Genomic DNA, 24,035 nt, shown 5'->3' with positions numbered 1-24,035 from the left:
CTCGAAGAGCAAGCCGCACTGCACGCATAAATTCTTCGGGAGTGGAGGGAATGAGCGCTCCCGTGATCGGGGTAGACGCTCTGTTGGCGCTGGTAGCGGCCGTCCGACGGCTGCGGGATGCGCAGATCGACGAAGAAAATGACGAAGAACCGGGAGGTTTGTTGCGATGTCAGGAAACACAGCTGTCCCCCCGGGGTGGCGGGCCCGGCGGTTGTCGTCCCACCGTGGGGGGCGTTCCCGGAGGTGAACCGGCTGGCCGTGCGGCGCCTGCTGGGCCTGCTGGTCGAGCGGGCGGTGGCAGGGTCGGCACCGACGAGCGGCGGGAGCGGGGGTGAGCGGGGTGAGCACGGCGGCCCTGCCGTGGGAGCGGGTGCACGGCAAGGTGCAGCCGCGGCACTGTGATCTTCTCGCGGCGGTGTATGTCCGCCAGTCCACCCTCGCGCAGGTCGAGCGCAACACCGAGTCGACCCGGGTGCAGTACGGGCTGGCCGAGCGGGCGGTGGCGCTGGGGTGGGACCGGTCGCGGGTACTGGTCATCGACGACGATTTGGGGTGCTCGGCGTCGGGGGTGGCCGACCGGCCGGGGTTCGCCCGGCTGGTCGCCGAGGTCGGGTTGGGCCACGTCGGCATCGTGGTGGGCGCGGAGATGTCCCGGCTGGCCCGCGGCGGCCGGGAGTGGCACCAGCTGCTCGAGCTGTGCGCTCTGTCGGGGACGCTGCTGGCTGATACGGACGGGGTCTACGACCCCAACGACCACAACGACCGACTGCTGCTGGGGCTGAAGGGGACGATCAGCCAGGCCGAGCTCTACCTGATCCGGCAGCGGATGTCGTCCGGGCGGGTGAACAAGGCCCGGCGCGGGGAACTGGCGCTGGAGCTGCCGGCCGGGTATGTGCGCCGCCTCTCGGGGGAGGTGGTGCTCGACCCCGACGAGCAGGTCCAGGCCGTGGTGCGCCTGGTGTTCGAGCTGTTCGAGCGGCTCGGCACGGTGAACGCGGTGCTGGCCTACCTGGCCGACAACCACATCCAGGTCGGGGGGCGTCTGCACCACGGGCCCCGGCGCGGGGAGCTGACCTGGCGCCGGCCCAGCCGGGCCGGGATCCAGAACATGCTCCACCACCCGGCCTACGCTGGTATCTATGCCTACGGCCGCACCGGCCTGGACCCCCGGCGGCGGCAGGCCGGGCGGCCGGACACCGGGCGGGTACGCCAGCCCCGCGAGGACTGGGTGGCCTACCTGCCCGGGGTGCTGCCGTCCTACATCAGCGTCGAGCAGTACGAGCGGAACATGCAGCGATTGGACGCCAACCGGTCCTGGGCGCGCAGCATGGGCGCGGCGCGTAACGGCCCGGCCCTGCTGAGCGGGCTGGTGGTCTGCGCCCGCTGCGGCAGGAAGATGGCGGCGCACTACCGGCGGGGGCCGGGCAGCAGGCAGCAGCCGGTCTACGTCTGCTCCCGCGACAAGATCGAATATGGTGCCGAGCGGTGCCAGCAGCTGGCCGGCGGCTGCGTGGACGCCTACGTCACCGCGCTGCTGCTGGCAGCCGTGGCCCCGGCCGCACTCGAGGTCTCCCTGGCGGCGGCCGAGCAGGTCGAGGCGCAGCGGGCGCAGGTGGACCGGATCTGGCGGCAGCGCCTGGAGCGGGCTGACTACGTCGCCGACCGGGCCCGCCGCCAGTACCAGCTGGCCGAGCCGGAGAACCGGCTGGTCGTGCGCCAGCTGGAGAGGGACTGGGAGGCTGCGCTGGCCGAGCGCCAACGCCTGGGTGAGGAGTACGACCGCTTCGCCGCGGCCCGCCCGCGCACCCTCACCGCAGCCGAACGCGAGCACATCCGCGCCCTGGCCGCCGACATCCCCGCGCTGTGGCACGCGCCCACCACCGCCGACGCCGACCGCAAACAGCTGCTGCGCCTGCTCGTCGAGCAGGTCCGCGTGGAGGTCCTCGATACCAGCGAGAAGGTGAAGGTGCAGGTGACCTGGGCCGGGGGCCACCGCAGCGACGGCGAGGTGGTGCGGCCGGTGGCCCGCCTGACCCAGCTCAGCTACTACCCGCAGCTGGCCGCGCGGGTCCGCGAGCTCGCGGCCGCCGGGCAGAACGCCACCCAGATCGCCGACTGCCTGAACCGGGAGGGCTTCCGCCCGCCCAAGAGGCGGGCCTGCTTCGGACCGCAGGCAGTCCGCGACCTGATGGGCACCCTCGGCCTGACCGAACCAGCCACCCAGCGCCACACCAGCCCGCCGCTGGGCGAGCACAAGTGGTGGCTGGCCGACCTCGCCCGCGAACTCGACATGCCCCAGGTCACCCTCTACACCTGGATCGGCCGCGGCTGGGTGGACGCCCACCGCCACCCCGACGCCCCCCGCAGATGGGTCCTGCACGCCGACCCCGCCGAGGTCGAACGGCTCCGCGCCCTGCACCTGATGCCCAACGGGGGACACACCCGCCGGCCCTGGCTGGCCAACCAGCAGGCCACCACGAACACCGACATGAACACAGAACCGGAAGGAAACACCCACGATGCCAGCGAGTCGCAGTTATAACAGCACTGCGGCTTGCTCCTCTCGCAGCGGGCCCGGCGGCGGTGACGCAGCTCCAACGCGGCGAGCTGGCCGCGGCGGCTGTTGGTAGCGAACGCGGTGATCCGGTTGCCGTCAACGTCGGTGATCCGCAGCTGCGCGCCGGGGTGTGGCCGTTCCTTGCGCACGATCACCCGCATCCCCGGCGGCCAGCCGGACAGGTCGAGCAGGCCGGTGAGCTCCGCGATCCAGGCTCCGGGCCGGGGCAGGCCGTCGGCGTCGTAGGCCGCAGTCCACGCCGCGGTCGGCAGCTTCATGATGATCTCGGCGTGGTCATCGGTAAGGGTGAAACCGACCGAGTACGACAGCCGGCGGCCGTGTAGCCAGGTGAGGAAGTCGTGCGTGCCGCCGGCGCCGTCGGTGCGGACCAGCACCGAACGGCCCCGGCGCAGCCGCCGCGACAGCCCGGCGAGTGCGTCTTTGGCCACGGTGATGTGGTCGGCGGCCGTATTCGACCCGGCGTTCCCGCGGCGCAGCAGCACCGCCGCCGGCTCCCCGGTGCCGTCGGGGCCGTGGTCGACGAACCCGAACAGCGGGTGGAACCCGAAACCCCGTTTGAACGTCGGCGCGGCCTGTTCCTTCTCCGAGTGCGCGGTGACCAGGGTCGCGTCCAAGTCCACGACCAGCGGGTCGGCGACGCTGGCCGCGTGGCCTGGAGCGTGCACCCCGGCGAGCGTCCAGACCCGTTCCCGCGCGCCCGCCAACGCTCGGAACACCGCCGCCAGCACCTTCTCGACGTCGGCCGCGAGCCGGTCGACCGTCCGTGACACCGTCGGGTCCGAGGCCACCAGCCCGAACAGCTCCGGCTCCACCCGCAGCAACGCGACGTCGGCGAGGCAGTCACCGCCCAGCGCGAGACTGACCGCCAGATCCGTCAGCACCTTCGCCGGGTCGTGCACCGCCGTCGGCGCCCGCCACGGCGCCAAAGCCTCCGACAACGCCGCACCCAGCCCGGACACCCGGACCGTCTCCGTCAGCAACACCCCACCCGCCGACGACACGACACCGCGCCCAGCGGCATCGACGCAGACAGACGGATACACACCGGTAGGCTTCACCGCGAAGGTGCTCCTTGGTACGGGATCGATCAGGCCCTCAGCAAGCCCAATCCTCCCAGCTCAGGGGCACTTTCCTATTTCCAGCCACCCAACAGACGATCACCCCGGTGAAAGCCCGAGGTTAGGCGACAGCTTCTTCACCGACGAGGGTAGTGCGGTGCATCAGGCGGCGAGACGCGGCCGTATACGGCTGGGCGCGGTGCAGGATGCCGGTGTTGTCCCAGATCACCAGGTCGCCGTCGTGCCAGTGGTGACGCAGCGAGAACTCCGGCTGGGTCGCCCACGCGAGCAGCCGGTCCAGCAGCGCGCGGCTCTCCTCGGCCGCCAGGCCAACCACATGATCGGCCGTCGCGCCGACCAGCAGCGACTTGCGTCCGCTGCGCCGGGTCCACACCAGCGGATGCTCCCGCGACGGCACCTTGTCCCACGCGGCCCGCATCTTCGCCGACGCGTCCGGGTTGGACAGCCGCTGGGTGGCCGCGAAGCTGTGCACCACCCGCAGCTCGGCCAACGTGGCCCTCTCCTGCGCGGACAGCGCCTCGTAGGCGGCGTAGAGGTTGGCGAACTCGGTGTCCCCACCCTCGGTCGCGACCTCCAGCGCGGTCAGCAACGTCGCCTTCTGCGGCACCAGGTCGTTCGCCCCGTCGATATGCCAGAAGAACGTACCCGCCCGGTACGCCGCCAGCGTGCTCTGCGCCGGGTCCAGCGAGATCGTCGACACCTCCGGGAAGTCCTCCTCTCCGCCCATCGGCGCGACGATCACCTCACCGAGCATCCGGGACAGCGCCACCAGGTCGGCGTCACCGATCCGCGCCTCGCGGTAGATCACGACACCGTACTCGTCGAGGTACTCGCGCACCTCGGCGGCGACCTGCGGAGTCGCCAGCTCCGGCCCACTGCGGCCCGAGATCTCGACGCCGACCCCCCGACTCACCGGAGTGACAGACACGGCCATGGCTCTCTCCCGCTTCTCCAACAAACACGATCCACAACGGCATGATCGACCCAATGGCCGCCGACGGACGCCATCTCCCTGCCGGCGCCACGGCAAGTACCCAAACCGGATCCACGCCGGATCGGCACGTAGATGGATGTCGATCTGCCGTCCTTGAGCAGGTCATCCCGGCGCCTGCCCCGCGCCTCGGGCGCCAGAGTGCCACAACCATACCGACGGGTCTAGTTCTGGCGCACCAGCTCGCCAAGGCAGGCCGGCGGCGTCAGGCGAGCACAGCGACCGGACCAGGCCGAGATCGCCCTCCGGCGGAGGAACAGGCGAGGGCCACCCGCGGGTAGCCGGGATGCCCGCCACCAGGCAACCCAATCCGCGCAGCCAACTGGCCGCCAACCGCCGTCGACCGCGCCAGACCGGACGCGTGTCGGCACCACGAGCAGGAGATTATCGACAAAACTAGACCTAGTGGTATAGTTCTGGACGCCGAGGTCGCTGGTCCGCCGGCTGGCACCTCGTAGGAAGGCTGACGGGCCCGTGCCGGGCCGCCTCGCCGACAGCCTTGGACATCCACCAAGGCAGGTCCTTCTATGCCACCCCACCCAGCAATCGCCATCCCGTCCGGCGCTGAGGGCAGCAGGCCGTTCGCATGGGCACGACGCCCACCGGACAGCGGACCCGAGCGACGCACCTGCCTCCCCGCCGCAGCAAGCTGACCGCCGCCATGGCCGCGACGACCAAGACCGGCGTCGACCTCCTCTTGCCTACACGCGGACGCGCTTGTCCACGCGTCGGCCGCCTGGGCTTTCCGCCGATCTTCGAGCCGAAAAAACAGCGGCCGACCCGCACGAACCGACCCGGTCTCCGGTATTCCGGTCCCGCCTGGCGCACGCTCCTCGTGCGCGGATACCCACTCAGTCTATTGGTTCACGGAACAACCTTCACCGCTGCCGGGAAACAACATCCGACTAGCAGGTCCACTTGGAGGATGCATTGGGCGCCAACAGTCCTGCCTACTGGGACCCTTATGACGGTAGTTTCAATACGGATCCCTACCCGGTCTTTAACCAGATGCGGGAGGAGGCCCCGGTCTACTACAACGAGAAGTACAACTTCTATGCGCTCAGCCGGTATGCGGACTGCGAGCGCGGCCTGCCGGACTGGCAGACCTTCCAGAACTCCCGGGGCAACATCCTCGACATCATCCAGTCTGGTATGGAGATCCCGCCTGGCACTTTGATCTTCGAAGACCCACCCATGCACGACATCCACCGCAAGCTGCTCGTCAGGGTCTTCACCCCTCGCCGGATAGGCGAACTCGAGCCGCGGGTTCGGGAGTTCTGCGCGCGCATTCTCGACCCGTTGGCCGGAGTCACCGACTTTGACCTGATCGCGGCCTTGGGCGCGGAGATGCCGATGCGGGTCATCGGCATGCTCCTCGGCATTCCGGAGGCCGACCAGGCGGGTATCCGCGACCTCACGGACGAGAAGCTGCGCACCGAGTCCGGCGGGCGGATGGACCTCTCGGAGGGCGTGATGATCGACAGCGGAGTCTTCGCCGACTACATCGACTGGCGACGCGACCACCCGTCGAACGACCTCATGACTGACCTGCTGAACGCCGAGTTCACCGACGAGAACGGCGTGGTCCGGACGCTGACGCGAGACGAGGTGCTGACCTACGTCACGGTCGTCGCCGGTGCCGGGAACGAGACGACCGGCCGGCTGGTCGGCTGGATCGGAGCTCTCCTCGCCCGGAATCCCGACGCGCGACGCGAGCTCGCCGCCAACCCGAACCTGATCCCCAACGCGATCGAGGAGATCCTTCGCTACGAGCCGCCCGGCCCGTTCATGGCCCGCTACACCGCCACGGACGTCGAGTTCCACGGGCAGACGATTCCCGCTGGAAGCGCCACGATGTTCATGCTGGCCGCCGCAAACCGTGACCCGCGCCGATATACCGACCCGGATCGTTTCGACATCCACCGGAAGATCGGCCAGTTGATGACCTTCGGGCTCGGTGGTCACTACTGCCTGGGCGCGGCGCTCGCCCGCCTGGAGGGACGAGTCGCGCTGGATGAGTTGTTGCGTCGCTTCCCCGACTGGGACGTCGACTGGTCGGGCGCGAAGCTCGCGCAGACGTCGTCCGTCCGGGGCTGGGAAACCCTGCCGCTCGTCGTCGGGTAGCCGGCCCGGGCGACGTCGGCGGGCGGGCACAGACGCTGGTCGGGAGTAGAGCGACCAGGTTGAAGAGGAGGACGCATGGGACAGTTGGACGGTAAGACGGCCGTCATCACCGGAGCCGGCTCCGGAATGGGGAGGGAGGCCACGAGGCTCTTCGTGCGCGAAGGAGCGAGGGTGTTAGCCGCGGACATCAGCGAACGGGAGAAGGAGACGGCGGCCGAACTGGGCGACGCGGTCGTACCGTTTCACTGCGACGTGTCCCTCGAGTCCGATGTCGAGACGATGTTCCAGGCCGCCCTCGCGGAGTTCGGCGCCCTGAGCGCCGTACTCAACGTCGCCGGCGTCGGGGGCGCGCAGCCGCTCGCCGAGATCACCATGGCCGAGTACGACCGGATCATGGACGTGGACCTGCGCGGCGTGCTGCTGGGCACCAAGCACGCCATCAGGGCGATGCTCCCCACCGGCGGCGGCTCCATCATCAACTGGTCCTCGACGGGCAGCATCAACGCTTCCCAGCGACAGGTAAGCGCCTACTCGGCCGCGAAGGCAGGGGTGAACGCCTTCACCAAGGCCGCCGCCGTGGAGTACGGACCAAAGGGGATCCGCGCCAACGCGATCTGTCCCGGCTTCATCGTGACCGAGCTGTCGGCCGAGGCCGTCGAGAGGTTCCCCCAGCTGGTGGCGAGCTCGCCGATGCGGCGCGCCGGCCGGCCGGAGGAGGTGGCGGAGCTCGCGCTCTTCCTCGCCTCCGATCGTGCCAGCTTCATCAACGGCGCGATCATCCCGATCGACGGTGGCACGACCGCATCGCTCCCGTGAACCATCCGCCCTGCGCCGCCGTCGCGAACCGTCCGGCAGGCCGGCCCACGGATCTCGTCCGATTCGCCCAGGCGGACGATGCGTCGGAGCAGGGACCCACCAGATGCCGCGGGTCGGGTCACGGCGGCGCAGGGCGGGAGGCTGTGCGCACAGCGAAGGTCTGAAGGGATACCGTCAGCGGGACAAGACGGACGGCGCGGGCGCTGACCTGCGTGGACGTCCTGGCCGTCCCGCGGGCACGGCGGCCAGCCGGACCGCCCCCGTCTCAGTTTGGCTGACACTTTTCATTGACACTCGCCAGCGAGCGCGGTAGAAAGATCTCATGCTGGAGGAGCGGACCAAGCCACACGCTCGCGAGGCGCAGCGGCTCGAGACGCGCCAGCGGGTGTTCGACGCAGCCATTGCCGAGTACAAGCGTTCTGGTATGGCCGAAGCGGACATTGGCGCCATCGCCACGGCGGCGGGGGTGGCGCGGGGCACCTTCTACTTTCATTTCCCGACGAAGGAGCATGTTCTCGCCGAGCTGGACCACAGCGAGCAGGAGCGGATGGCGAAACAGCTGTCCCGGTTCCTCGCGTCGCCTCGGGACCTGCCAGCCGTGTTCGACGAGGTGGTCCGTTTGGTCACCGCGATCGAACAACGACTCGACAAGGCGCTATTCCGGGATGTGCTCGCCTACCATTTCTCCCCCGCCCGCCCCACGTCCGCCGACTGGACCGAGTACCCCGTCATCATCCTCGTCATCCAGGCGATCGAGCAGGCGCGGGACCGGGGCGAGATATACCCCGAGGCGGACGTCAGACACAGTGCTTTCTTCTTCCTGGTCGGGCTGTACGGGCTGCTGATCGCGGTCACCGGCTCCCAGTCTGACCGCACCACCATTCTGCAGAATTTCGTGGCCACTGTGCTCCGCGGCCTCGAGGCGCGCTGAGGCCTCTTCCGCGAGGTCGAAAGCTACAGATCTCCGCATTTCCACTGTCCAATATTTGCCCGGATCGATTACCCGGGAGGTGTCGTCATGCTCGTGGACCTACTGCGCTTCGGCGCGGCGTGGGCCCTCGTCGCCGGCCTTCTGTTTTTCTGGCACTACATCATGAGCCGCATCGGAACCTTCTGATGGACATTCCGTACGACGGCCACCGCCTGCCTGACCGATCGTTACCGACGGAAATTCACTCGCGGCCGCGATCCGTTGGCAGGCCGATGGCCCACCAGTTCTGGCCTGTGGGTAGCCGGCAATGACCGAGCCCGCCAGCGGCTCGGCGTTATGGGTGGAGCAAAGATGTTCGCTGGCTGCCGTCGCATTCTCCGAAGGGCGTCGCCAGGGGGCGCGGCTTGTCTCCGGTGAACGCCGGACCTTCGGGCTGGGTTCAGGCCGCTCTGTCGTGAACGTCCCTCATCCGGCTCCCTCGCGCGGCTGGACGGTCCGGACGCTGACCTGCGGCGTCGCGCTGCAGTGTTCTCCGTCCAAGGACCGTATCGCCGGCTACCTACTTCACAAGCTCGCGCCGCGAGAGCTCAGGGCATTGGCCCTCGTGGAGGGTGGGGTCGCGATGGGCTGGGTCAGCGCCCACTGGCCGGGGCTGATGCCCGAACTGCGACGCGTTCTTCCCGATCTCGAGGTCCTCCACGGTGGGCTCGACGGCCCGACCATTCTCAGGTGCGCGGTGAACCTGGCCAGGTCCCACCATGAGTTGACCCCACATCCGCTACTCGGTCAACTCTCGATGGACGCCGTGGTGCCCAACGGTCTGGCCGTCTCCGCTCGGCGCCGGTACGGCAGGGTGCCGTGGAGTACCAGGCGCAAGGACTCCTACCGGTTCTACGCCATTCCGGTGGGAGGGGAGGGAGGCCTCAAGAATCCCAACATCCCACCGCCGAGCAGGCCGGAGGAGGAGGACGTCGAGGTCCGTCCGGACGCTCGGGTTGGCGTTCCCTATCCAGAGTGGAATTTCTGGACACAGCAGTTTCTACCCGATCACGTCGCCGTTCTCGAGCGCCGGCACCCGGCCCGACCCGCGCAGGCGATTCACGCCCCCGCGGACGTACGGCGCTGGTTTGAGGAACACACCCACCGCGCCCTTAGGAACCGGTTGGAAGACGGCTCGGACCTCGACATCGATGCCTATGTCTCCCATCACGTCGCCACAGCCGCGGGCGACGCCTCCGCGGGGCGAGTGTTTCGGGACCTACGGCCCGGTCAGCGGGACGTCAGCACCGCGCTGCTCCTCGACGGCAGTTCGTCTATGGGTGCCCAACACGGGCTGGTGTTCCGGCTGGAACTCGCCTGCGCCGATGCGCTGTCCGCGGCGATGGTGCAGGCCTGCGAACGCCACGGCGTCTTCGTGTTCTCGGGCAGCACTCGTCACCGGGTCGAGGTCCGCTGTCTCAAGGACTTCACCGACCGCCGGTTCGTCGCGCCCAGTGGCCTCGGCCTGGTCGCCGGCGGCTACACGAGGCTCGGAGCCCCACTAAGACACCTGACGAACCGGCTGCTCGCGCAGCCCTCCGAACGGCGCCTGCTGATCGTGATCGGCGACGGCCTGATGTCCGATGAGGGATACGAGGGCCGGTACGCGTGGGCCGACGTCGCCCACGCGGTCGAGGAAGCCGAGGAGGCGGGGGTCTCGGTGTACTACCTCGGCGTCGGGCGCACGCGGGTGGACCCGCTGCCAGAGGTATTCGGACCCCGCCGTTCGCGGCGGATTCTCCGGGTGGAAGAACTCCCCCGGGCACTGGCGCACGTTCACCGCGAACTGGTCGCCGCCTAGTGTCTCGTGATTCTGTTTGCTTACCGTCGGTTGTTGGCGACGAGTTTCCGGATGCTGGTCTGGGTGAGACGGACCTTGGCAAGGATCTCGTCGGCGGTGGCGGTCCAGGTGAACGGTTCGGCGTCGGTGTTCCAGTGGGTGATGTAGTCGCGGATCTGGCGGGTCAGGGCGTGGACGGACGGGAAGGTGCCGCGGCGGATCGCCTGCCGGGTGATGATCCCGAACCAGATCTCGATCTGGTTGATCCAGGACGAGCCGACCGGGGTGAAGTGGAAGTGGACGTGCGGGTTGGCCTCGAGCCAGGCGTTCACGTCCGGGGTGGTGTGGGTCGAGAGGTTGTCCAGGACGATGTGGATCTCGCGGCCGGCGTGCGGGGCGACCGCCTTGGTCAGGAAGGCAAGGAACGCGGCGCCGTCACGGACTGGGCGGCACTCCCCGTAGACCTGGCCGGTGGCGGCGTCCAGGGCGGCGAACAGGTTCGTCGTGCCGTGACGGACGTAGTCGTGGGTGCGTTTCTCAGTGCGCCCGAAGCTGATCGGCAGCAGCGGCTGGGTGCGGTCGAGGGCTTGGACCTGGGTCTTCTCGTCCACGCAGAGCACGACCGCCCCGCCGGGCGGGTCGAGGTAGAGCCCGACGATGTCGGCGACCTTGGTGGCGAACTCCGGGTCGCGGGACAGCTCGAACGTGCCTTGTCGGTGCGGGCGCAGCCCTTCGGCGCGCCAGACCTTCGCGACGTAGTGCCAGGACACGCGGACACCGCCGGTCCGGCTGACGTACGTGGCCAACTCGCGGCTCGACCAGTGCGAAAGCCCGGTTTCCGCCGGCGGCGTGGCCCGGGTCAGCGCCACGATCCGCGCCCGCACCGAGGCGGGCACCTGCTCACACCCGGCTCCCCGCGGCCGGTCGACCAGGCCGGCTACCCCGTCGGTCTCGTAGCGGCGAAGCCACAGATCCACCGTCGGCCGCGACACCCCCGCCAACTCCACGATCCGCCGCTTCGCCAGCCCGTCGGCGTGCCGCAGCACGATCCGCACCCGCGTCGCCACGTTCGCCACAACGTCCCGACTGTTGACCAGTGCCACCAGTTCGGCCCGCTGTTCAGCACCCAACTCCACAAGATCACTCCAGTCGAAGGCCGGAGGATGTAAAGGACACAGAATCACATGACACTAGACTCACGCCCGGCCATTCATTCCACATTTTTCCGCGGCCGCCGGTCGCCTATTTTCACATCTTTTCGGAGGTCAGATGGCCGCCCACGACTACCAGGCCATTGGTAGTGAGGTGACGCTTTTCGAGCACGCATTCAGCAGGCGCCTGCCGGTGATGCTCACGGGGCCGACAGGTTGCGGCAAGACCCGGCTCGTCGAGCACATGGGCGCCCGGCTGGACCGTCCCGTCGTCACCATCAGCTGCCACGACGACCTCACCAGTGCCGACCTGGTCGGCCGGTTCGTCGTCCTGGGCGGCGATGTCGTCTGGACCGACGGCCCACTCACCAGGGCGGTCAAGGACGGCGCGATCTGCTACCTCGACGAGGTGGTCGAGGCCCGCCACGACTCGCTGGCGGTCCTCCACTCGCTCACGGACCACCGGCGCACTCTGTATCTTGACCGGTCCGGCGAGGTGGTGGAGGCACCCGACACCTTCATGCTGGTGTGCTCCTACAACCCGGCCTACCGCAGTTCCCTGAAGGATCTAAAGCCGTCCTTCCGACAGCGTTTCGTCACGCTCCCGATGAGCTATCTGCCACCCGATCGCGAGGCTGAGGTCGTCGTGGCCGAGTCGGGTGTCACCGCAGAAGTCGCGAGTCGGCTGGTCCGCTGCGCGACCACCATCCGTACGGCCGAGTCCGTGTTTCATTTCGAGCCGCCCTCGACCCGAACGCTCGTGACCGCGGCGCAGCTCATCGCCGCCGGAACGGACGAGAAGGCCGCCGCCGAGGCGAGCATTCTCGCGCCGCTGAGCACCGACGGGGCCGTCACCGAAGGCCTGCGGGAGGTCGCGGCAGCCTGCCTGCTACCGGCCGGCGTCCCGGCCTGACCACATACCTGGAGGCATTCGCCATGGACGTACGCGACCGACAGCGGCGACGAGCCCTGATGGTCTTCCAGATCGCCATCTACGGATACCTGGCCGCGATCATCGGCGTCCAGCTCTACATGTACTCGCAGAGGAACTGGTAGGAGACCGTGAGACTTCCTTTGATGAAGCGCCCGCCGACGCCGGCGCTGGCCGGCGCGGCGAACGGCGCGGCGATCGAAGCCGGCCCCGACAGCTCGGTCTCCTACGAGGACCATCTCGAGGAGAGCCGGAAGGCCCAACGCCAAGCCGACAAATGGCTCATCGCGGGCACCGTGCTGATGGGGATGACGCTGCCGGGCATCATCGGCCTGCCACTGTTCTTCCGAGGCCTGGCGCTGCTGCGCAAGGCCTCGCGCGCCGGTCTCACCGTTCGTCCGATGATCGTCACGTTGATCGGCTACATGGTCTTCCTCGACGCCGCGATCAACAGCTTCGGCTGGGCGTTGGACCTGATGGCCAACCATGCGCTGATCTACCGGACGTTCATGATGGGCTGGGGCAGCATCTTCGACGCCGGTTACTTCTGGCACTACAACGAACTCGGGCTGGGCGGAGCCAGCGCGCCAGGAGAGAAGGCCTGGGAGATCGCCTGCGTGCTGACCGTCTTCCCCATGCGGATGGCGGCGTGCATCGGCCTGCTGCAGATGAAGCGCTGGGGCCACCAGTGGATGATCATCACCTGCTGGTTCGGCGTGGTCATCTGGGTCGGCTACGTGTTCAACATGACGATGTACGCCGACCTCCGGTTCTCGGGCGTTCTGCTCCCGGTGATCGGCTGGTGGCTGTTCGACATCTTCTATATCACGCCATTCCTGGCCATCCCTTATCTACATACCGTCAATCGCGAGATCTTCTCCGACTGAGTATGGGCCGGCCGTGGCCGGCCGAAGGAGCAATCCGTGAGCAAGACTGAGGCTAAGGACCTCCCCCTCGGCACGTCGGCGGAACATTCCCGCATGCACACCGTCATTCGGCGCGTGTGCTGGGTGCTCCTGATCGGGCTCGTGATCGAGGGGGCGCTGGTTACGCCGTTCACCCTGATCTGGCTTGGCTGGCCGACACTATCGATCCAGGAGATCTGCGACGGTCTCACCAAGGTGCAGTACTCCGACCCGGAGCAGACCTGCGAGGACTCGTACCCCATCAACAGCCCGCCGTTCGGCGGAGAGCCGGTCAAGGGCAACCCGGAGACCTCGGGCGACCAGTGGGGTGTACAGCCGCGCCCTGGCTATGACAAGATCGGATTCCGCGAGCTCGTCCGGATCCAGCAGGAGCTGGACGCGCAGAACTCGACCGCGGGCAAGTAGCCGCGGCATCCTCCCGGCCGCGAGGCCGTCTAGCCCGCCGCTGGCGGCCGGCAGGGCCGGATCGCGAGGACACCGTCGTGGCAGCCGCCGGCGTGCCCGCCCGCTCGCAGGCGGGCACGCCGGCCAACCGGCCGGAACACAGCCGTCAGCCGCGGCATTCTCGACGTGGTTTGATCAAGGGCGAGGATTCCGAAGCCCGCGCCGGGTGTCAATGACACTTCATGCGCCAGACCGATCGAGCGCAGGCCCGACGAGGGCGCGAAGGCGAAGCTTCACTCCATTGCCCTCCAGAGCGATCTTCCACATTTAGCGCACACGGATTAAAGCCGGTCCGTACGACGCGCCAGAATTTCCGGCCCACTGTACGCGGCGTACCTCTCAGTCACAGAAACGTCAGGCGACGAGAGCGAGGAGATATGTTGCACCACTCGAAGCCCGTCGGCCGGCAGATGGACGCCCGGCCGTCTCGGTCCGGCCCATCCGCGCGGCCAGGCACCCGCCCGACCGGATTACGACTGGTTGGCGCCGCTGTCCTTGCCGCGAGCGTGGCCCTGGTCTCGGCCTGCGGTGGCGGATCCGGTGACCGGGACGAACCCGCGCCGACGACCGGCACCGCGAGCACCGCCGAGGTGCTGGGCCCAGTCGAAAGGGCGACCGGCGCGCCGGTCACGCTCGGGGTCATCACGGATGGTGCCAGCCCGACGGCCGACCACACGAACGACAACAGGGTCGCCGAGGCCACCGCGAAGTACCTGAACGAGCACAAGGGCGGCCTCGGCGGTCACCCGATCGAAATCACCATCTGTGAGACGCTCGGTGACCTGTCCAAGGCTTCCGATTGTGGCAATGAGATGGTGACGAAGGGTGTGTCCGCCGTCCTGATCGGCACCTCCGGCGTCGTCGAGGCGGCCTGGGAGCCGCTGAACGAAGCCAAGATCCCCGTGATGCTCTCCGGATCGGCCGACCCCGAGCTACTCGCCAGCCCAACGACCTTCAGCCTGGCCAACCCGACCTTCCCGATCATCGACCTGCCCATCCAGGTGGCCAAGGACAAAGGCAACAAGAAGGTCACGGCCATCGTCATCGACGTCCCCGCCGCTCTGCACTCCGCCCAGGAGGTCGCGCCGCCGCTGTTCGAGAAGGCCGGCATCGGCTACGAACTCGTCCGGGTCGCGCCCGGCACCGCCGACATGACCCCGCAGATGCAGCGGGTCGGATCGAACGGCTCCGACCAGGTGTTCATCATCGGCAACGACACGTTCTGCATCAGCGCGATAAACGGCCTCAAGGCCGTCGGCTTCACCGGCACGATCAGCGCCATCTCCCAGTGCATCACCGACTCCACCCGGAAATCCGTCTCCGGCAGCACGCTGAACGGCACGGTCATCAGCGCAATCGCGCCGGTCGGTCCCGACAGCCCGTCGATGCGCCTCTACACCACGGTCGCCGAGACCTACGGCGAGGACATCGACCTCAGCTTCCAGGACAGCATGCTCATGTTCATGATTATGTCTGGCTTCCAAGCTGCGGCACAGGGCATCTCGGGCGACATCACCCCGGCGTCCCTCACCACGACGATCAAGGCAATGAAGGAGACCGAGCTTCCCGGCGCCGGCGGCCTGAAGTTCCGCTGCAATGGCAAGGCCATCCCCGGCCAGCCCGCCGTCTGCGTTCTCGGCGGCCTGACCACCACTCTCGACGACGACGGCCGGCCTGCCGCGTACGCGGTTCTCGGAAATACCCCGATCGCCGACTGATTCGAAAACCCAGTGAGTCGTCCCCTGTTTCGTCACCCAGGTGTCGGTACGGGGGCGGGCTGGAGGGTGACGTGGTAGCCGAGTTGGGTGAGCTGGTCAACGAGTCGGCGGGCGGAGCGGGCCTTGCCCCGGTCGTCGAGGCGATTGACGAAGTGGTCGGGGCCGAGGTCCTGGTAGGGCAGGTCCGTGGTGAGCATGTGCCAGACGGAGGTGAGAACGGAGTGGCCGACAGCGACCAGTGCCCGTTTCTTGCCGCGGCGGGCGGCGATCCGCCGGTACCGGGCCGCGAGGTAGGTCCCCTTCGTGCCTTCGTGCGGCCGGCGGAAACGGCGACCTGGCCGAGGGCGGCCTTGAGCCAGGGGTCGCCGTGGCGGGTCGGCCCGTTGCGGGCGGTGGCTCCGGACTGGTTGTTGCCCGGGCACATCCCTGCCCAGGACGCCAGCGCGGCCGGCGAGGGGAACCGTGCCGGGTCGGCGCCGATCTCGGCGAGGATGACCTGCGCGGTGCGCCGGCTCGCGCCGGGCACGGTCTCGATCAGTTCGAGTTGACGGCGAAAGGGCCGGACCTGTTCGTCGATCTGGGCGTCGAGGCGTGCCTCGGTGGTGCGGCAGGCGTCGATGCGGTCGAGCATCGTGCGGGCAAGGAACGCGTGATGCTCACCGAAGTGGCCGGTCAGCGCGTCGGCGAGGATCGGCCGCTTGCGGCGCATGGAGCCCAGCGCGAGCTCGGCCAACACCTGGCCGTCGCGTTCGCCGGCGATCAGCGCCTCGAGCATCGCGCGGGCGGAGACCCCGAGCAGGTCGGAGACGATCAGGGACAGCTTGACCCCGGCGTCCTCGAGGAGCTTCTCGAGCCGCTGCGCCTCCCGGGTCCGCTCCCGGACGATCTCGGTGCGATAGCGGGTCAGGTCACGCAACTGACGGATCGGCTCCGGGGGTACGAACGAGGGACGGGCCAGGCCATGCTCGATGAGTCGGCAGATCCACTCGGAGTCCAGCACGTCTTCTCCGAACTAGAAAATGTCTGGGGAATAGTCGTTTTGAGCGATATGACGGGTCATGGATTGACCTGGTTTGCGGGTGGTGGGCTTGTGCTGGCGCGGCCGGCGGCCTCGGCGAAGGTGGGGATGCCCAGCTGCACGGTCTGTCGGCGGTGGTTGATGATCTGGTTTATCTGGGCAAGCTTGGCCTGGGCGCCGGCGAGGCTGACCTTGAGTCCTTCGGCTTCGCCGAGCCAGTGGTGGGTTTCGGCTTCGGCGATGCGGGCGACGAGGTTGTCGCGGATGTGGAGAAGACGGTCGCGGGCGGCCGGGTCTGGCCGTAGGAGCGGGCAGCGTAGGTCCCGTTGACCGAACCAACTGGGCGGCTTCCTGGACTCCTGCCGAGGTCGACGGACAGTGCCTCTGCGGCTGGTCTGGGCCCTGGGTCGGTTTGAGATTACTCCCTGTGATGGCGCGGATCTGCTGTCATCGCGTGTCGTCGACTATGGCGGCTTGCGGAGGCGCGGGTGTCGGAACGCAGCACGACGGTTCGAAATGTTGCATTGCTGCAGATTGCGAGGGTCGGCCGGGTTGAGGAGACCGCTGATCCGCTGCTGCCGTTCCGTGTTGTGGACGGCGAGGGTGTCGAGGTGCCGGCGGTCGCCGAATTCCTGCATCACATGCTCGCTGACGACGCCAGCCCGGCGTCGCTGCGGTCCTATGCCTACGAGTTGTTGATGTGGTTCCGGTTCTTGCAGGCGGTGGAGGTGCCGTGGCATCGTGCCGGTCGCGCCGAGGCGCGGGACTTCGCCCTGTGGCTGAAGACCGTCAAGAAGCCGCCGCGGCAGCGTCGCGGTGATGCGCCTGTCCCGGGCTGGGTGAATCCGGTGACTGGGAAGGCGACGCCCGGGGAGAACTACGCTGCGCGGACCAGGCGGCACGCGCGTGCGGTGATCCGGTCGTTCTACGAGTACCACCGGGAGATGCACGGCCGGCCGCTGGTCAACCCGTTCCCGCAGGCCGGGGGCATGGAGGACGGACGGCTGGGCGCCCACCGCAATCCGATGGAGCCGTTCCGGCGGCCGTCGCGGCGGGCCGTCTACCAGCCCAAGGAGCCCAAACCGGCCCCGCGAAGCATTCCCGACCAGGCGTTCAACGACCTGTTCGCGGCCCTGTCGTGCAACCGGGACCGGGCTCTGGTCGCGTTCTACGTCTCCACCGGCGCCCGCGCCTCGGAGCTGCTCGGCGTCTGTCAGGGGCAGGTGACCCCGGAGGACCAGGTGATCGGTGTGGTCCGCAAGGGCAGCCGGGCACTGCAGCGGCTCCCAGCGTCGTCGGACGCGTTCGTGTGGCTGCGGCTCTACCAGCAACAGATGCGGGACCTGGTCCCCTGGGGGTCGGACGAGCCGTTGTGGTGGACGCTGCGCCGCCCGTTCCGGCCGCTGGCCTACGACGCGGCCCGGATGCTGTTCACCCGAGCCAACCGTGTTCTCGGCGCGAACTGGACGTTGCACGACCTGCGGCACAGCGCCGCCAAGCGGATGGTCCGCGACCCGAACCTGACCTTGGCCGACGTCCAATGGGTCCTCGGGCACGCCCACATCTCCACCACTGAGATCTACATCGCGCCGACCCCTGACGAGGTCATCGCTCATGTCCTGGCCCATCACGAGCGGCAGCGCGCTCAGCGGGAGCGGCCACCGGCGCCGCCAGCGCCTGGCTACCGGCCCGAGGTGCTCGCTACGTTGTTCGGCACGACGGCCTCCGGCGGGGGAACCCGATGACCGTCGCGGCGCCTGCCGCCACGGTCGCGAAGACCAGCACCGTCGAGGTGGGACGGCCGGCTGAACTGGACCCGCGGCCCTGCGAGCAGAGCTGGTGGCAGACCCGCCAGAGCCGGGAGGCCCTGGTCGAGCGGCTGCTTGGTCTGTTCACCGAACCGAGCGCGGGCCGCACCCGCGACAAGACCCGGCGGCGTGGCCTGAACAGGGTCCTGGACTGGCTCGAGGGCCAGCCCGGGGACAGTTGGCAGGAGCGGTGGCTGGCCAGCGGGGCGGACACCGCCGGTTCCAGCTGGGCTGACCTGCCGCTGAAGGGGTGCGCCCCGGCTCGACGCCATCATCGTGACGAACTGTGCTGCGGGGTGGCGCTCCTGGTCGCCGGGCAGGTCGTCCGTCCCAGCTACCCGTGGCTGCTGCGGCAACGCCAGGCGCTGATGCTCGCCGAGGCTCGGGCGGCTATCGACCCCGACGGCTTCCAGCGCCTCGGCCTCCGCGCCGACCACGCCGCCGGCTGGGCGAGGTCGGACGCCCTGAACAAAGTCACCTGGATCCTGGTCCGCAAGGGCGGCCTCGTCAGCGACATCACTCTCGGCGACTGTGTCGAGCTGACCAGAGCTCTGCAGGAGCACCATTTCCGGGGCAGCGCGGGAAGGCCGCTGTTCTACGCGTTGCTGAAAAAGACCGGCGTGCTTCCGGCCGCGGCACCGGAGCGGTTGCGAGTGCTGCGGCTCGACGGCCGTCGCAGCATCGAACAGATCGTCGACGGCTACGGCATCGAGTGCCGGCCCGTCCGCGACCTGTTGGTCGAGTACCTCACCGAGCGGGCACCCGACCTCGACCACACCTCGCTGCGTTCCATCGCCCGCAACCTTTGCAGACTGTTCTGGCGCGACCTGGAGACCCACCATCCCGGCATCGACTCGCTACGGCTGGCCCCCGAGGTCGCGCAGGCATGGAAAGAACGGCTGGCCCACATCCGGGACGCCGACGGCCGGCCGGTACGCCCCCGCGTGAACTACCGCAGCGAGCTGGTATTCGTCCGGGCCTTCTACGAGGACATCGCCCGATGGGCCGCCGACGATCCCTCCCGGTGGGCGACGTGGGTCGCGCCGTGCCCGATCAAAGCGGCCGAGGTGACGCAGAAGAAATTCAAGTCACGGGTCAAGTCGCGGATGGATCAGCGCACCAGGACCCAACTGCCCCTGCTGCCGGCGCTGCTACGGGCCGTCGAACAGCAGCACAAGGACGCCGAGCAGCGTGTGAACACCGCCAAGGCGACCGCCGCCGAGGGGCGGTTCAACGGGGGCGGTCAGCAGTTCCGACGTTGCCGCCAGGGTGAGTCCGGCCGGGTCTATGCCGTGGACCTGGCCACGAGCAGGCGGCGGGACCTCACCCACGAGGAGTCGGCGGCGTTCTGGTCGTGGGCGACGGTGGAAGTCTTGCGGCACACCGGGATCCGCATCGAGGAGATGCTCGAGCTCACCCACCACAGTTTCGTCGCCTACACGCTGCCCACCACCGGCGAGGTCGTGCCGATGCTGCAGGTCGCCCCGTCCAAGACCGACGCCGAGCGGCTGCTTCTGGTTTCGCCCGAGCTCGCCGACGTCCTGACTACGATCATCTTCCGGGTCCGTGGCGGGAAAGCGGCCCTGCCGCTGGTCTGCGCCTACGACGTGTTCGAGCAGACCTGGAGCCCGCCGATGCCGTTCCTGTTCCAGCGGCGGTACGGCACCGAAGACCGTCCTCTCACCCGCAGCTACATCCGAGAGTGCCTCGTCGCAACCTCACAGGCCGCCCAGATCACCGCAGGAGACCAGCCGTTGGAATGGCGGCCCCACGACTTCCGCAGGATCTTCGTCACCGACGCCATCCGCTCCGGACTGCCTCCGCACATCGCCGCCAAGGTCTGCGGTCACTCCACCGTGGACACGACAATGGGCTACGCCGCGATCTACCCCGAGGACGTGATATCCCACCACCGGGCTTTCATCGCCCGCCGCCGCGCCGAGCGGCCCAGCGAGGAATACCGCGACATCACCACCCAGGAATGGGACGAGTTCCTCGCCCATTTCGAACTACGGAAAGTCGCCCTCGGGACCTGCGGCCGTGACCACGGAACCCCCTGCGCGCACGAAAACGCGTGTGTCAGGTGCCCGCTGCTCCGGGTCGACCCCGATCAGATGCCGCGACTGGAAGGGATCCGCACCAATCTCCTCGACCGGCTCCAAGAGGCCAAAGAACAGGGATGGCTCGGCGAGGTCGCCGCGATCCAGACCACCCTGGCAGCCGCAGAGCAGAAACTCGCGACCATGCGCGAGACTGCCCGCGTTGCCGCCGTCCACCTGGGCATGCCCGACCTGCGTTCGGCCGCCGGACGAGCGGAGCAGACAAGGGCCTGACCCCAGAGGCGCCACCCATCAGATTATGATCTTGGATGTGAACTCTCCGGTCGCGAGCCCGTCAGATGCCGTGCTGGCGGCATTCGGCGTCGCGGACGACCCGGTCGTACTGCCCGGCGGCCAAGGTGGGACCTGGCGAGCTGGCCAGCTCGTCCTCAAACCGGTGGAGCTCCTGGCGGAAACGCTCTGGCGAGCCGAGGTGCTCACCGGCCTGCCGGACGCCACCGAGTTCCGCGTTGCCCGCCCCGTCCAGACGCTGGACGGGGCATGGGTGGCCCACGGCTGGGAGGCGTGCCAACTCGTTGCGGGCGAGCCAGACGTCAGCCGGCAAGACGACGTGCTCCGCGCCGGGACGGCCTTCCACGCGGCAATCGCGGACCTGCCCCGGCCGGCGTTCCTGGACCTCCGCGACGACCCGTGGGCTTATGGGGACAGGGTCGCGTGGGAAGAACTCCCGGTCCGTGGCTGCCCGGCGGCCCTGGACCTGCTGGCACCACTGGCACGCAGCCGCCGTCCGGTCGACCTCACCCCGCAGGTGGTGCACGGCGATCTGCCGGGCAACGTACTGTTCGCCGCCGGGCTGCCACCGGCGATCATCGACTGGCCCGCGTACTGGCGCCCCGCGTCCTGGGCCTCGGCCGTCGCGGTCGCCGACGCGTTGTGCTGGTACGGAGCCTCACCCGACCTCGCTGCCCGATGGGCGCACCTGCCAGCCTGGGGTCAGATGCTCGTCCGAGCCCTGATCTACCGGATCGCCACCCACGAGGCGGCCTTCGGACCCACCGGGTGGACACCGGACCAAGTCGAGGCCTACCGACCCGCGGTCAACCTCGCCGTGACCTACGCCAACCACGATCCGAACTCGGGCAACCGCCACGATCCATGAGCCGCTCCCGCGACACGCCCGAAGCCCGAGCGACGGCAATCTGATGTGCGTACTCTCCGTGAGCGGTCCTCCCAGGGAAGGCGGCCCACGAGGACAGCAAGATCATTTCGGTTAAGCAGCTGTGCTCGTGGATGCAGGGCGTGTCGTAGGAGCGGCCGCAGTCGCCGACGGAGACCTTGCGGTGCTCGAAGTGGCCGGTGAACTGGTTCCATTCCTCGTCGGTGGGGGTGCGGTATTCCTCGCTGGGCCGTAGCGCGCGGCGACGGGCAAGGAACGCCCGATGTCCGTTGATCACTTCTTCGGGGTAGACGGCCTTGTAGCCCATGGTGGTGTTGATGTCGCGGTGGCCGGCGACGAGCTGGGCGATGTGTGGCGGCATGCCGTGCAGGATCGCGTCGGTGATGAACAGCCTGCGGAAGTCGTGGAAGGTGTAGCGCAGCTGCTGGCCGGAGGCGTCTTTGATGCCGAGCGCGGTGAGCGCGTCATCGAGGTAGCCGCGCAGCGAGGTCTCGGTGACGGGCCGGTTCTCCAGGCGTCGGCGCCATTGGAACAGCAGCGGCATCGGCGCGTTGTAGACGCGCTCGTTCTTGTCGTAGGAGACCACCAGCGGCACTCGTGATCCGCCGCCGCGGATGCGGGCGACGATGGTCGACAGGACGTCGGCCAGCTCGGGTGAGATGACCAGCAGCCGTTCGGTGTCGGTCTTGGAGGGGGCGATCTGCAGCAGGGGGATCAGCTGCCCGCCCTCGGGCAGCCGGTACTGGATCAGGCTGTGGTGCGACAGCTCGGTGAGCTCCTCGATCCGTATGCCGCTGTGGCGGAGCACTTCGACCGTCGCCCAGGTCCAGAAGCCGCGGTGTTCTTCGAAGGTGAGGTCCCGGCGTCGGCCGCCGCCGGACGGTTCGGCCCAGAGGCGGCCGGTGGTCAGGGTGCTCATCACCGTCCGGCGCAGCGTCTCGGAGCCGGCGGCGGTGAACAGTTCGCCGGGCGGGGTGGCCTCGGCGGCGGCGAGCAGTGCGGCGGTGCGGGCGCGTTCGGTCTCGACCCAGGCGGCCAGCGCGGGCAGGACCGGCAGCCGTTCGCGGGTGCGTTGGTCCATGCGGGCCTTGCGCTGGGACCGGTCCTTCTTGTGCGAGACGTCGCTGGCGGCCACCGGGCAGCGCACCGCCCACGGGCCCCAGCGGGCCGGGTCGTCGTCGGCCCACTCGGCGAGGTCGAGGTAGAAGGCACGCACCGCGGACAGCACGCTGCGCCCGTCCAGCCGCGTCGAGACGACCTCGGCCTGCTCGCCGTCGGGGGTGGTCGTGGCACGGGTGCGGGTCATCACCCGTTGCTTCCACGCGGCCGCGACGTCGCGGGGCAGTTTCAGCGAGTCGAGGCCCGGGTGGTGGGCTTCCAGATCGGCCCAGAACAGCTTGCCGAGCAGGTAGGCGAAGCGCTGCAGGGAGGAGAAGTCCACCGACGGCTGGCGTTCGCGCAGGTAGTCCACCAGCACGTCACGCACCGGACGGCACGCGATCCGGTAACGGTCGATCAGCTGCTCGCAGCTGGGCTGCCCACGTCCGGAGAACATCTCGATCGCCGCGGGCGCGTCCTCGCCCAGCACCCCATGGCGGCGCAGCAGCTGGTAGAACAGCGGGCTGTGCGCGTGCGCCTCGGAACCCGAGGAGACACGCAGGTCCGCGGCGGCCTGCAGGAGCTCGACGCAGTCACCGACGCGCACCGCGTCCGCCGGCCCGCCCTTGGCGGCCATGATGACCGCGATGCGGCCCAGTGCCTGCTGCCCGGTCTGCAGCCCCACCTGGCCCTGCGCGCACAGCTGGTCGAACGCGGCGAACGTGACGGGGTCACGGGTGCGGGCCATCTCGGCGGCGAGCCCGCGCCGGGCCGGGGCGAACCGCAGCAGAAAGCCGAGACCGGGCCGGATCACATCGGCGCAGACCAGGACCAGCAGCCCGGGACCGAGGTGCGGCAGCTGCCCCCGCGGGCCGGCGGTGACCGCGTTCCGCCAGTCGAGCAGGTCCTCAGCGCCGCTGGCCTGCCAGCGTTGCTGCCAGCTGTCCCCGGCCTGGATCTGCAGCCAGCTCAGCACCGCCAGCACCCCCAGCCGGCGGGTCTGCTGGCTGGCGGGACTGTCCAGAGCGAACGGCGCCGCGAGCACCCGGGCCAGTACCTCGGTGCGGCCGGCCTGCGTCGCCGGCCACTGTGACACGACCGGCCGGGGCGGGAACGCGGCCAGCAGCCGCGCCCCGGTCGCCTTGGCCGCCGCCCGGCCCGGCGCCGGCGCCGCCGCGCGCGGCGGCGCGGCCGGCTGTCCGGTGCCGGTGGTCACGACTGGCCGTCCTCGCCGAACAGGACCCGCAGGCTCTCCGCCCGGTATCCGGCCGCTGGCCGCGCCGCCGGCGCACGGTCACGCTGGCGAGCGTGGAAGGCCAGCACACCGGCGATCACATCCTCGGGCACCGTAATGGCACAGTCGGTT

At 69.0% G+C, this 24,035-nt stretch carries 18 protein-coding genes and 2 pseudogenes; 13 read left to right on the top strand and 7 right to left on the bottom strand.

Translation table 11 applies throughout. The annotated features are described in order from the left end of the window. Positions 1-331: 331 nt before the first annotated feature. Positions 332-1,468: pseudogene (locus QOZ89_RS47975) on the top strand (recombinase family protein); the annotation flags it as partial. An 839-nt stretch (positions 1,469-2,307) separates the two neighbouring features. Here the strand turns inward: QOZ89_RS47975 and QOZ89_RS42955 are convergent. After that, positions 2,308-3,636, bottom strand: coding sequence for an IS1380 family transposase (locus tag QOZ89_RS42955; RefSeq protein ID WP_083418410.1), 1,329 nt, complete (start codon positions 3,634-3,636; stop codon positions 2,308-2,310). Between the two features lie 121 nt (positions 3,637-3,757). Further along, positions 3,758-4,591 carry a TauD/TfdA dioxygenase family protein gene (locus tag QOZ89_RS42950; protein ID WP_071048036.1) on the bottom strand — a complete coding sequence of 278 codons (834 nt, stop codon included), beginning with the start codon at positions 4,589-4,591 and terminating at the stop codon, positions 3,758-3,760. Positions 4,592-5,578: 987 nt separating this feature from the next. Here QOZ89_RS42950 and QOZ89_RS42945 point away from each other — a divergent pair. The 4 genes from QOZ89_RS42945 (at position 5,579) to QOZ89_RS42930 (ending at position 10,359) form a co-directional block, all read left to right on the top strand. Beyond that, positions 5,579-6,772 (top strand): cytochrome P450, encoded by a 1,194-nt coding sequence (locus QOZ89_RS42945; protein ID WP_071048035.1) that lies wholly within the window; start codon positions 5,579-5,581, stop codon positions 6,770-6,772. Positions 6,773-6,847: 75 nt separating this feature from the next. After that, the gene (locus tag QOZ89_RS42940; protein ID WP_071048034.1) at positions 6,848-7,588 is read left to right on the top strand and encodes an SDR family NAD(P)-dependent oxidoreductase; all 741 of its coding nucleotides are present in this window, start codon (positions 6,848-6,850) and stop codon (positions 7,586-7,588) included. Positions 7,589-7,910: 322 nt separating this feature from the next. Beyond that, the gene (locus tag QOZ89_RS42935; RefSeq protein WP_071048033.1) at positions 7,911-8,519 is read left to right on the top strand and encodes a TetR family transcriptional regulator; all 609 of its coding nucleotides are present in this window, start codon (positions 7,911-7,913) and stop codon (positions 8,517-8,519) included. Between the two features lie 454 nt (positions 8,520-8,973). Next, complete coding sequence (locus QOZ89_RS42930) at positions 8,974-10,359, top strand: nitric oxide reductase activation protein NorD (RefSeq protein WP_198543178.1); 1,386 nt, start codon at positions 8,974-8,976, stop codon at positions 10,357-10,359. 20 nt (positions 10,360-10,379) lie between these two features. Here the strand turns inward: QOZ89_RS42930 and QOZ89_RS42925 are convergent, their stop codons facing one another. After that, positions 10,380-11,474: an IS630 family transposase gene (locus QOZ89_RS42925; protein ID WP_071048031.1), complete on the bottom strand. Its 1,095-nt coding sequence runs from the start codon at positions 11,472-11,474 to the stop codon at positions 10,380-10,382. Positions 11,475-11,607: 133 nt separating this feature from the next. Between QOZ89_RS42925 and QOZ89_RS42920 the strand changes: the two genes are divergently transcribed. The 4 genes from QOZ89_RS42920 (at position 11,608) to QOZ89_RS42905 (ending at position 15,508) form a co-directional block, all read left to right on the top strand. Continuing rightward, entirely contained in the window at positions 11,608-12,402 is a 795-nt protein-coding gene (locus tag QOZ89_RS42920) for a CbbQ/NirQ/NorQ/GpvN family protein (RefSeq protein WP_071048030.1), read from the top strand. A gap of 149 nt (positions 12,403-12,551) precedes the next feature. Continuing rightward, positions 12,552-13,307, top strand: a complete 756-nt coding sequence (locus QOZ89_RS42915; RefSeq protein WP_198543177.1) for a hypothetical protein — start codon at positions 12,552-12,554, stop codon at positions 13,305-13,307. Positions 13,308-13,343: 36 nt separating this feature from the next. Further along, positions 13,344-13,751, top strand: coding sequence for a hypothetical protein (locus QOZ89_RS42910; protein WP_083418407.1), 408 nt, complete (start codon positions 13,344-13,346; stop codon positions 13,749-13,751). Positions 13,752-14,200: 449 nt separating this feature from the next. Then, the gene (locus QOZ89_RS42905; RefSeq protein ID WP_071048045.1) at positions 14,201-15,508 is read left to right on the top strand and encodes an ABC transporter substrate-binding protein; all 1,308 of its coding nucleotides are present in this window, start codon (positions 14,201-14,203) and stop codon (positions 15,506-15,508) included. Between the two features lie 32 nt (positions 15,509-15,540). On the opposite strand, the gene QOZ89_RS42900 is transcribed toward QOZ89_RS42905, so the two are convergent. Next, on the bottom strand, positions 15,541-15,705 hold the full coding sequence (locus QOZ89_RS42900; protein ID WP_198543182.1) for a hypothetical protein: 165 nt from the start codon (positions 15,703-15,705) through the stop codon (positions 15,541-15,543). Between the two features lie 167 nt (positions 15,706-15,872). Beyond that, positions 15,873-16,508 (bottom strand): annotated as a pseudogene (locus QOZ89_RS47970) (transposase); the annotation flags it as partial. A 152-nt stretch (positions 16,509-16,660) separates the two neighbouring features. Between QOZ89_RS47970 and QOZ89_RS42890 the strand changes: the two are divergent. The 4 genes from QOZ89_RS42890 to QOZ89_RS42875 all read left to right on the top strand — a co-directional run bounded on the left by QOZ89_RS42890 (position 16,661) and on the right by QOZ89_RS42875 (position 21,553). Continuing rightward, positions 16,661-16,831 carry a hypothetical protein gene (locus tag QOZ89_RS42890; RefSeq protein ID WP_157910463.1) on the top strand — a complete coding sequence of 57 codons (171 nt, stop codon included), beginning with the start codon at positions 16,661-16,663 and terminating at the stop codon, positions 16,829-16,831. A gap of 219 nt (positions 16,832-17,050) precedes the next feature. Beyond that, the gene (locus tag QOZ89_RS42885; RefSeq protein WP_198543176.1) at positions 17,051-18,271 is read left to right on the top strand and encodes a tyrosine-type recombinase/integrase; all 1,221 of its coding nucleotides are present in this window, start codon (positions 17,051-17,053) and stop codon (positions 18,269-18,271) included. Further along, positions 18,268-20,667: a tyrosine-type recombinase/integrase gene (locus QOZ89_RS42880; RefSeq protein ID WP_312629918.1), complete on the top strand. Its 2,400-nt coding sequence runs from the start codon at positions 18,268-18,270 to the stop codon at positions 20,665-20,667. Before QOZ89_RS42885 ends, QOZ89_RS42880 begins: the two co-directional genes overlap by 4 nt. Positions 20,668-20,704: 37 nt before the next feature. Further along, on the top strand, positions 20,705-21,553 hold the full coding sequence (locus QOZ89_RS42875; RefSeq protein WP_312629916.1) for a TIGR02569 family protein: 849 nt from the start codon (positions 20,705-20,707) through the stop codon (positions 21,551-21,553). On the opposite strand, the gene QOZ89_RS42870 is transcribed toward QOZ89_RS42875, so the two are convergent. After that, positions 21,492-23,885, bottom strand: coding sequence for a tyrosine-type recombinase/integrase (locus tag QOZ89_RS42870; protein ID WP_071048026.1), 2,394 nt, complete (start codon positions 23,883-23,885; stop codon positions 21,492-21,494). The genes QOZ89_RS42875 and QOZ89_RS42870 overlap by 62 nt on opposite strands. Further along, entirely contained in the window at positions 23,882-24,016 is a 135-nt protein-coding gene (locus QOZ89_RS42865; RefSeq protein ID WP_274536506.1) for a hypothetical protein, read from the bottom strand. The genes QOZ89_RS42870 and QOZ89_RS42865 overlap by 4 nt, the downstream gene beginning before the upstream one ends. Between the last annotated feature and the right edge of the window lie 19 nt (positions 24,017-24,035).

Origin of the sequence: Pseudofrankia coriaricola (assembly GCF_032027725.1) — a bacterium.
Lineage (GTDB): Bacteria > Actinomycetota > Actinomycetes > Frankiales > Frankiaceae > Pseudofrankia.
Note: the sequence above shows the minus strand (reverse complement) of the source record. Positions and strands in the feature narration are given on the sequence as shown.

Coding starts and splice junctions, on each gene's coding strand:
- QOZ89_RS42935 (WP_071048033.1), top strand. CDS start 7,911: ATGCTGGAGGAGCGGACCAAGCCACACGCTCGCGAGGCGCAGCGGCTC.
- QOZ89_RS42900 (WP_198543182.1), bottom strand. CDS start 15,705: ATGCTCACCACGGACCTGCCCTACCAGGACCTCGGCCCCGACCACTTC.
- QOZ89_RS42880 (WP_312629918.1), top strand. CDS start 18,268: ATGACCGTCGCGGCGCCTGCCGCCACGGTCGCGAAGACCAGCACCGTC.
- QOZ89_RS42920 (WP_071048030.1), top strand. CDS start 11,608: ATGGCCGCCCACGACTACCAGGCCATTGGTAGTGAGGTGACGCTTTTC.
- QOZ89_RS42950 (WP_071048036.1), bottom strand. CDS start 4,591: ATGGCCGTGTCTGTCACTCCGGTGAGTCGGGGGGTCGGCGTCGAGATC.
- QOZ89_RS42940 (WP_071048034.1), top strand. CDS start 6,848: ATGGGACAGTTGGACGGTAAGACGGCCGTCATCACCGGAGCCGGCTCC.
- QOZ89_RS42905 (WP_071048045.1), top strand. CDS start 14,201: ATGGACGCCCGGCCGTCTCGGTCCGGCCCATCCGCGCGGCCAGGCACC.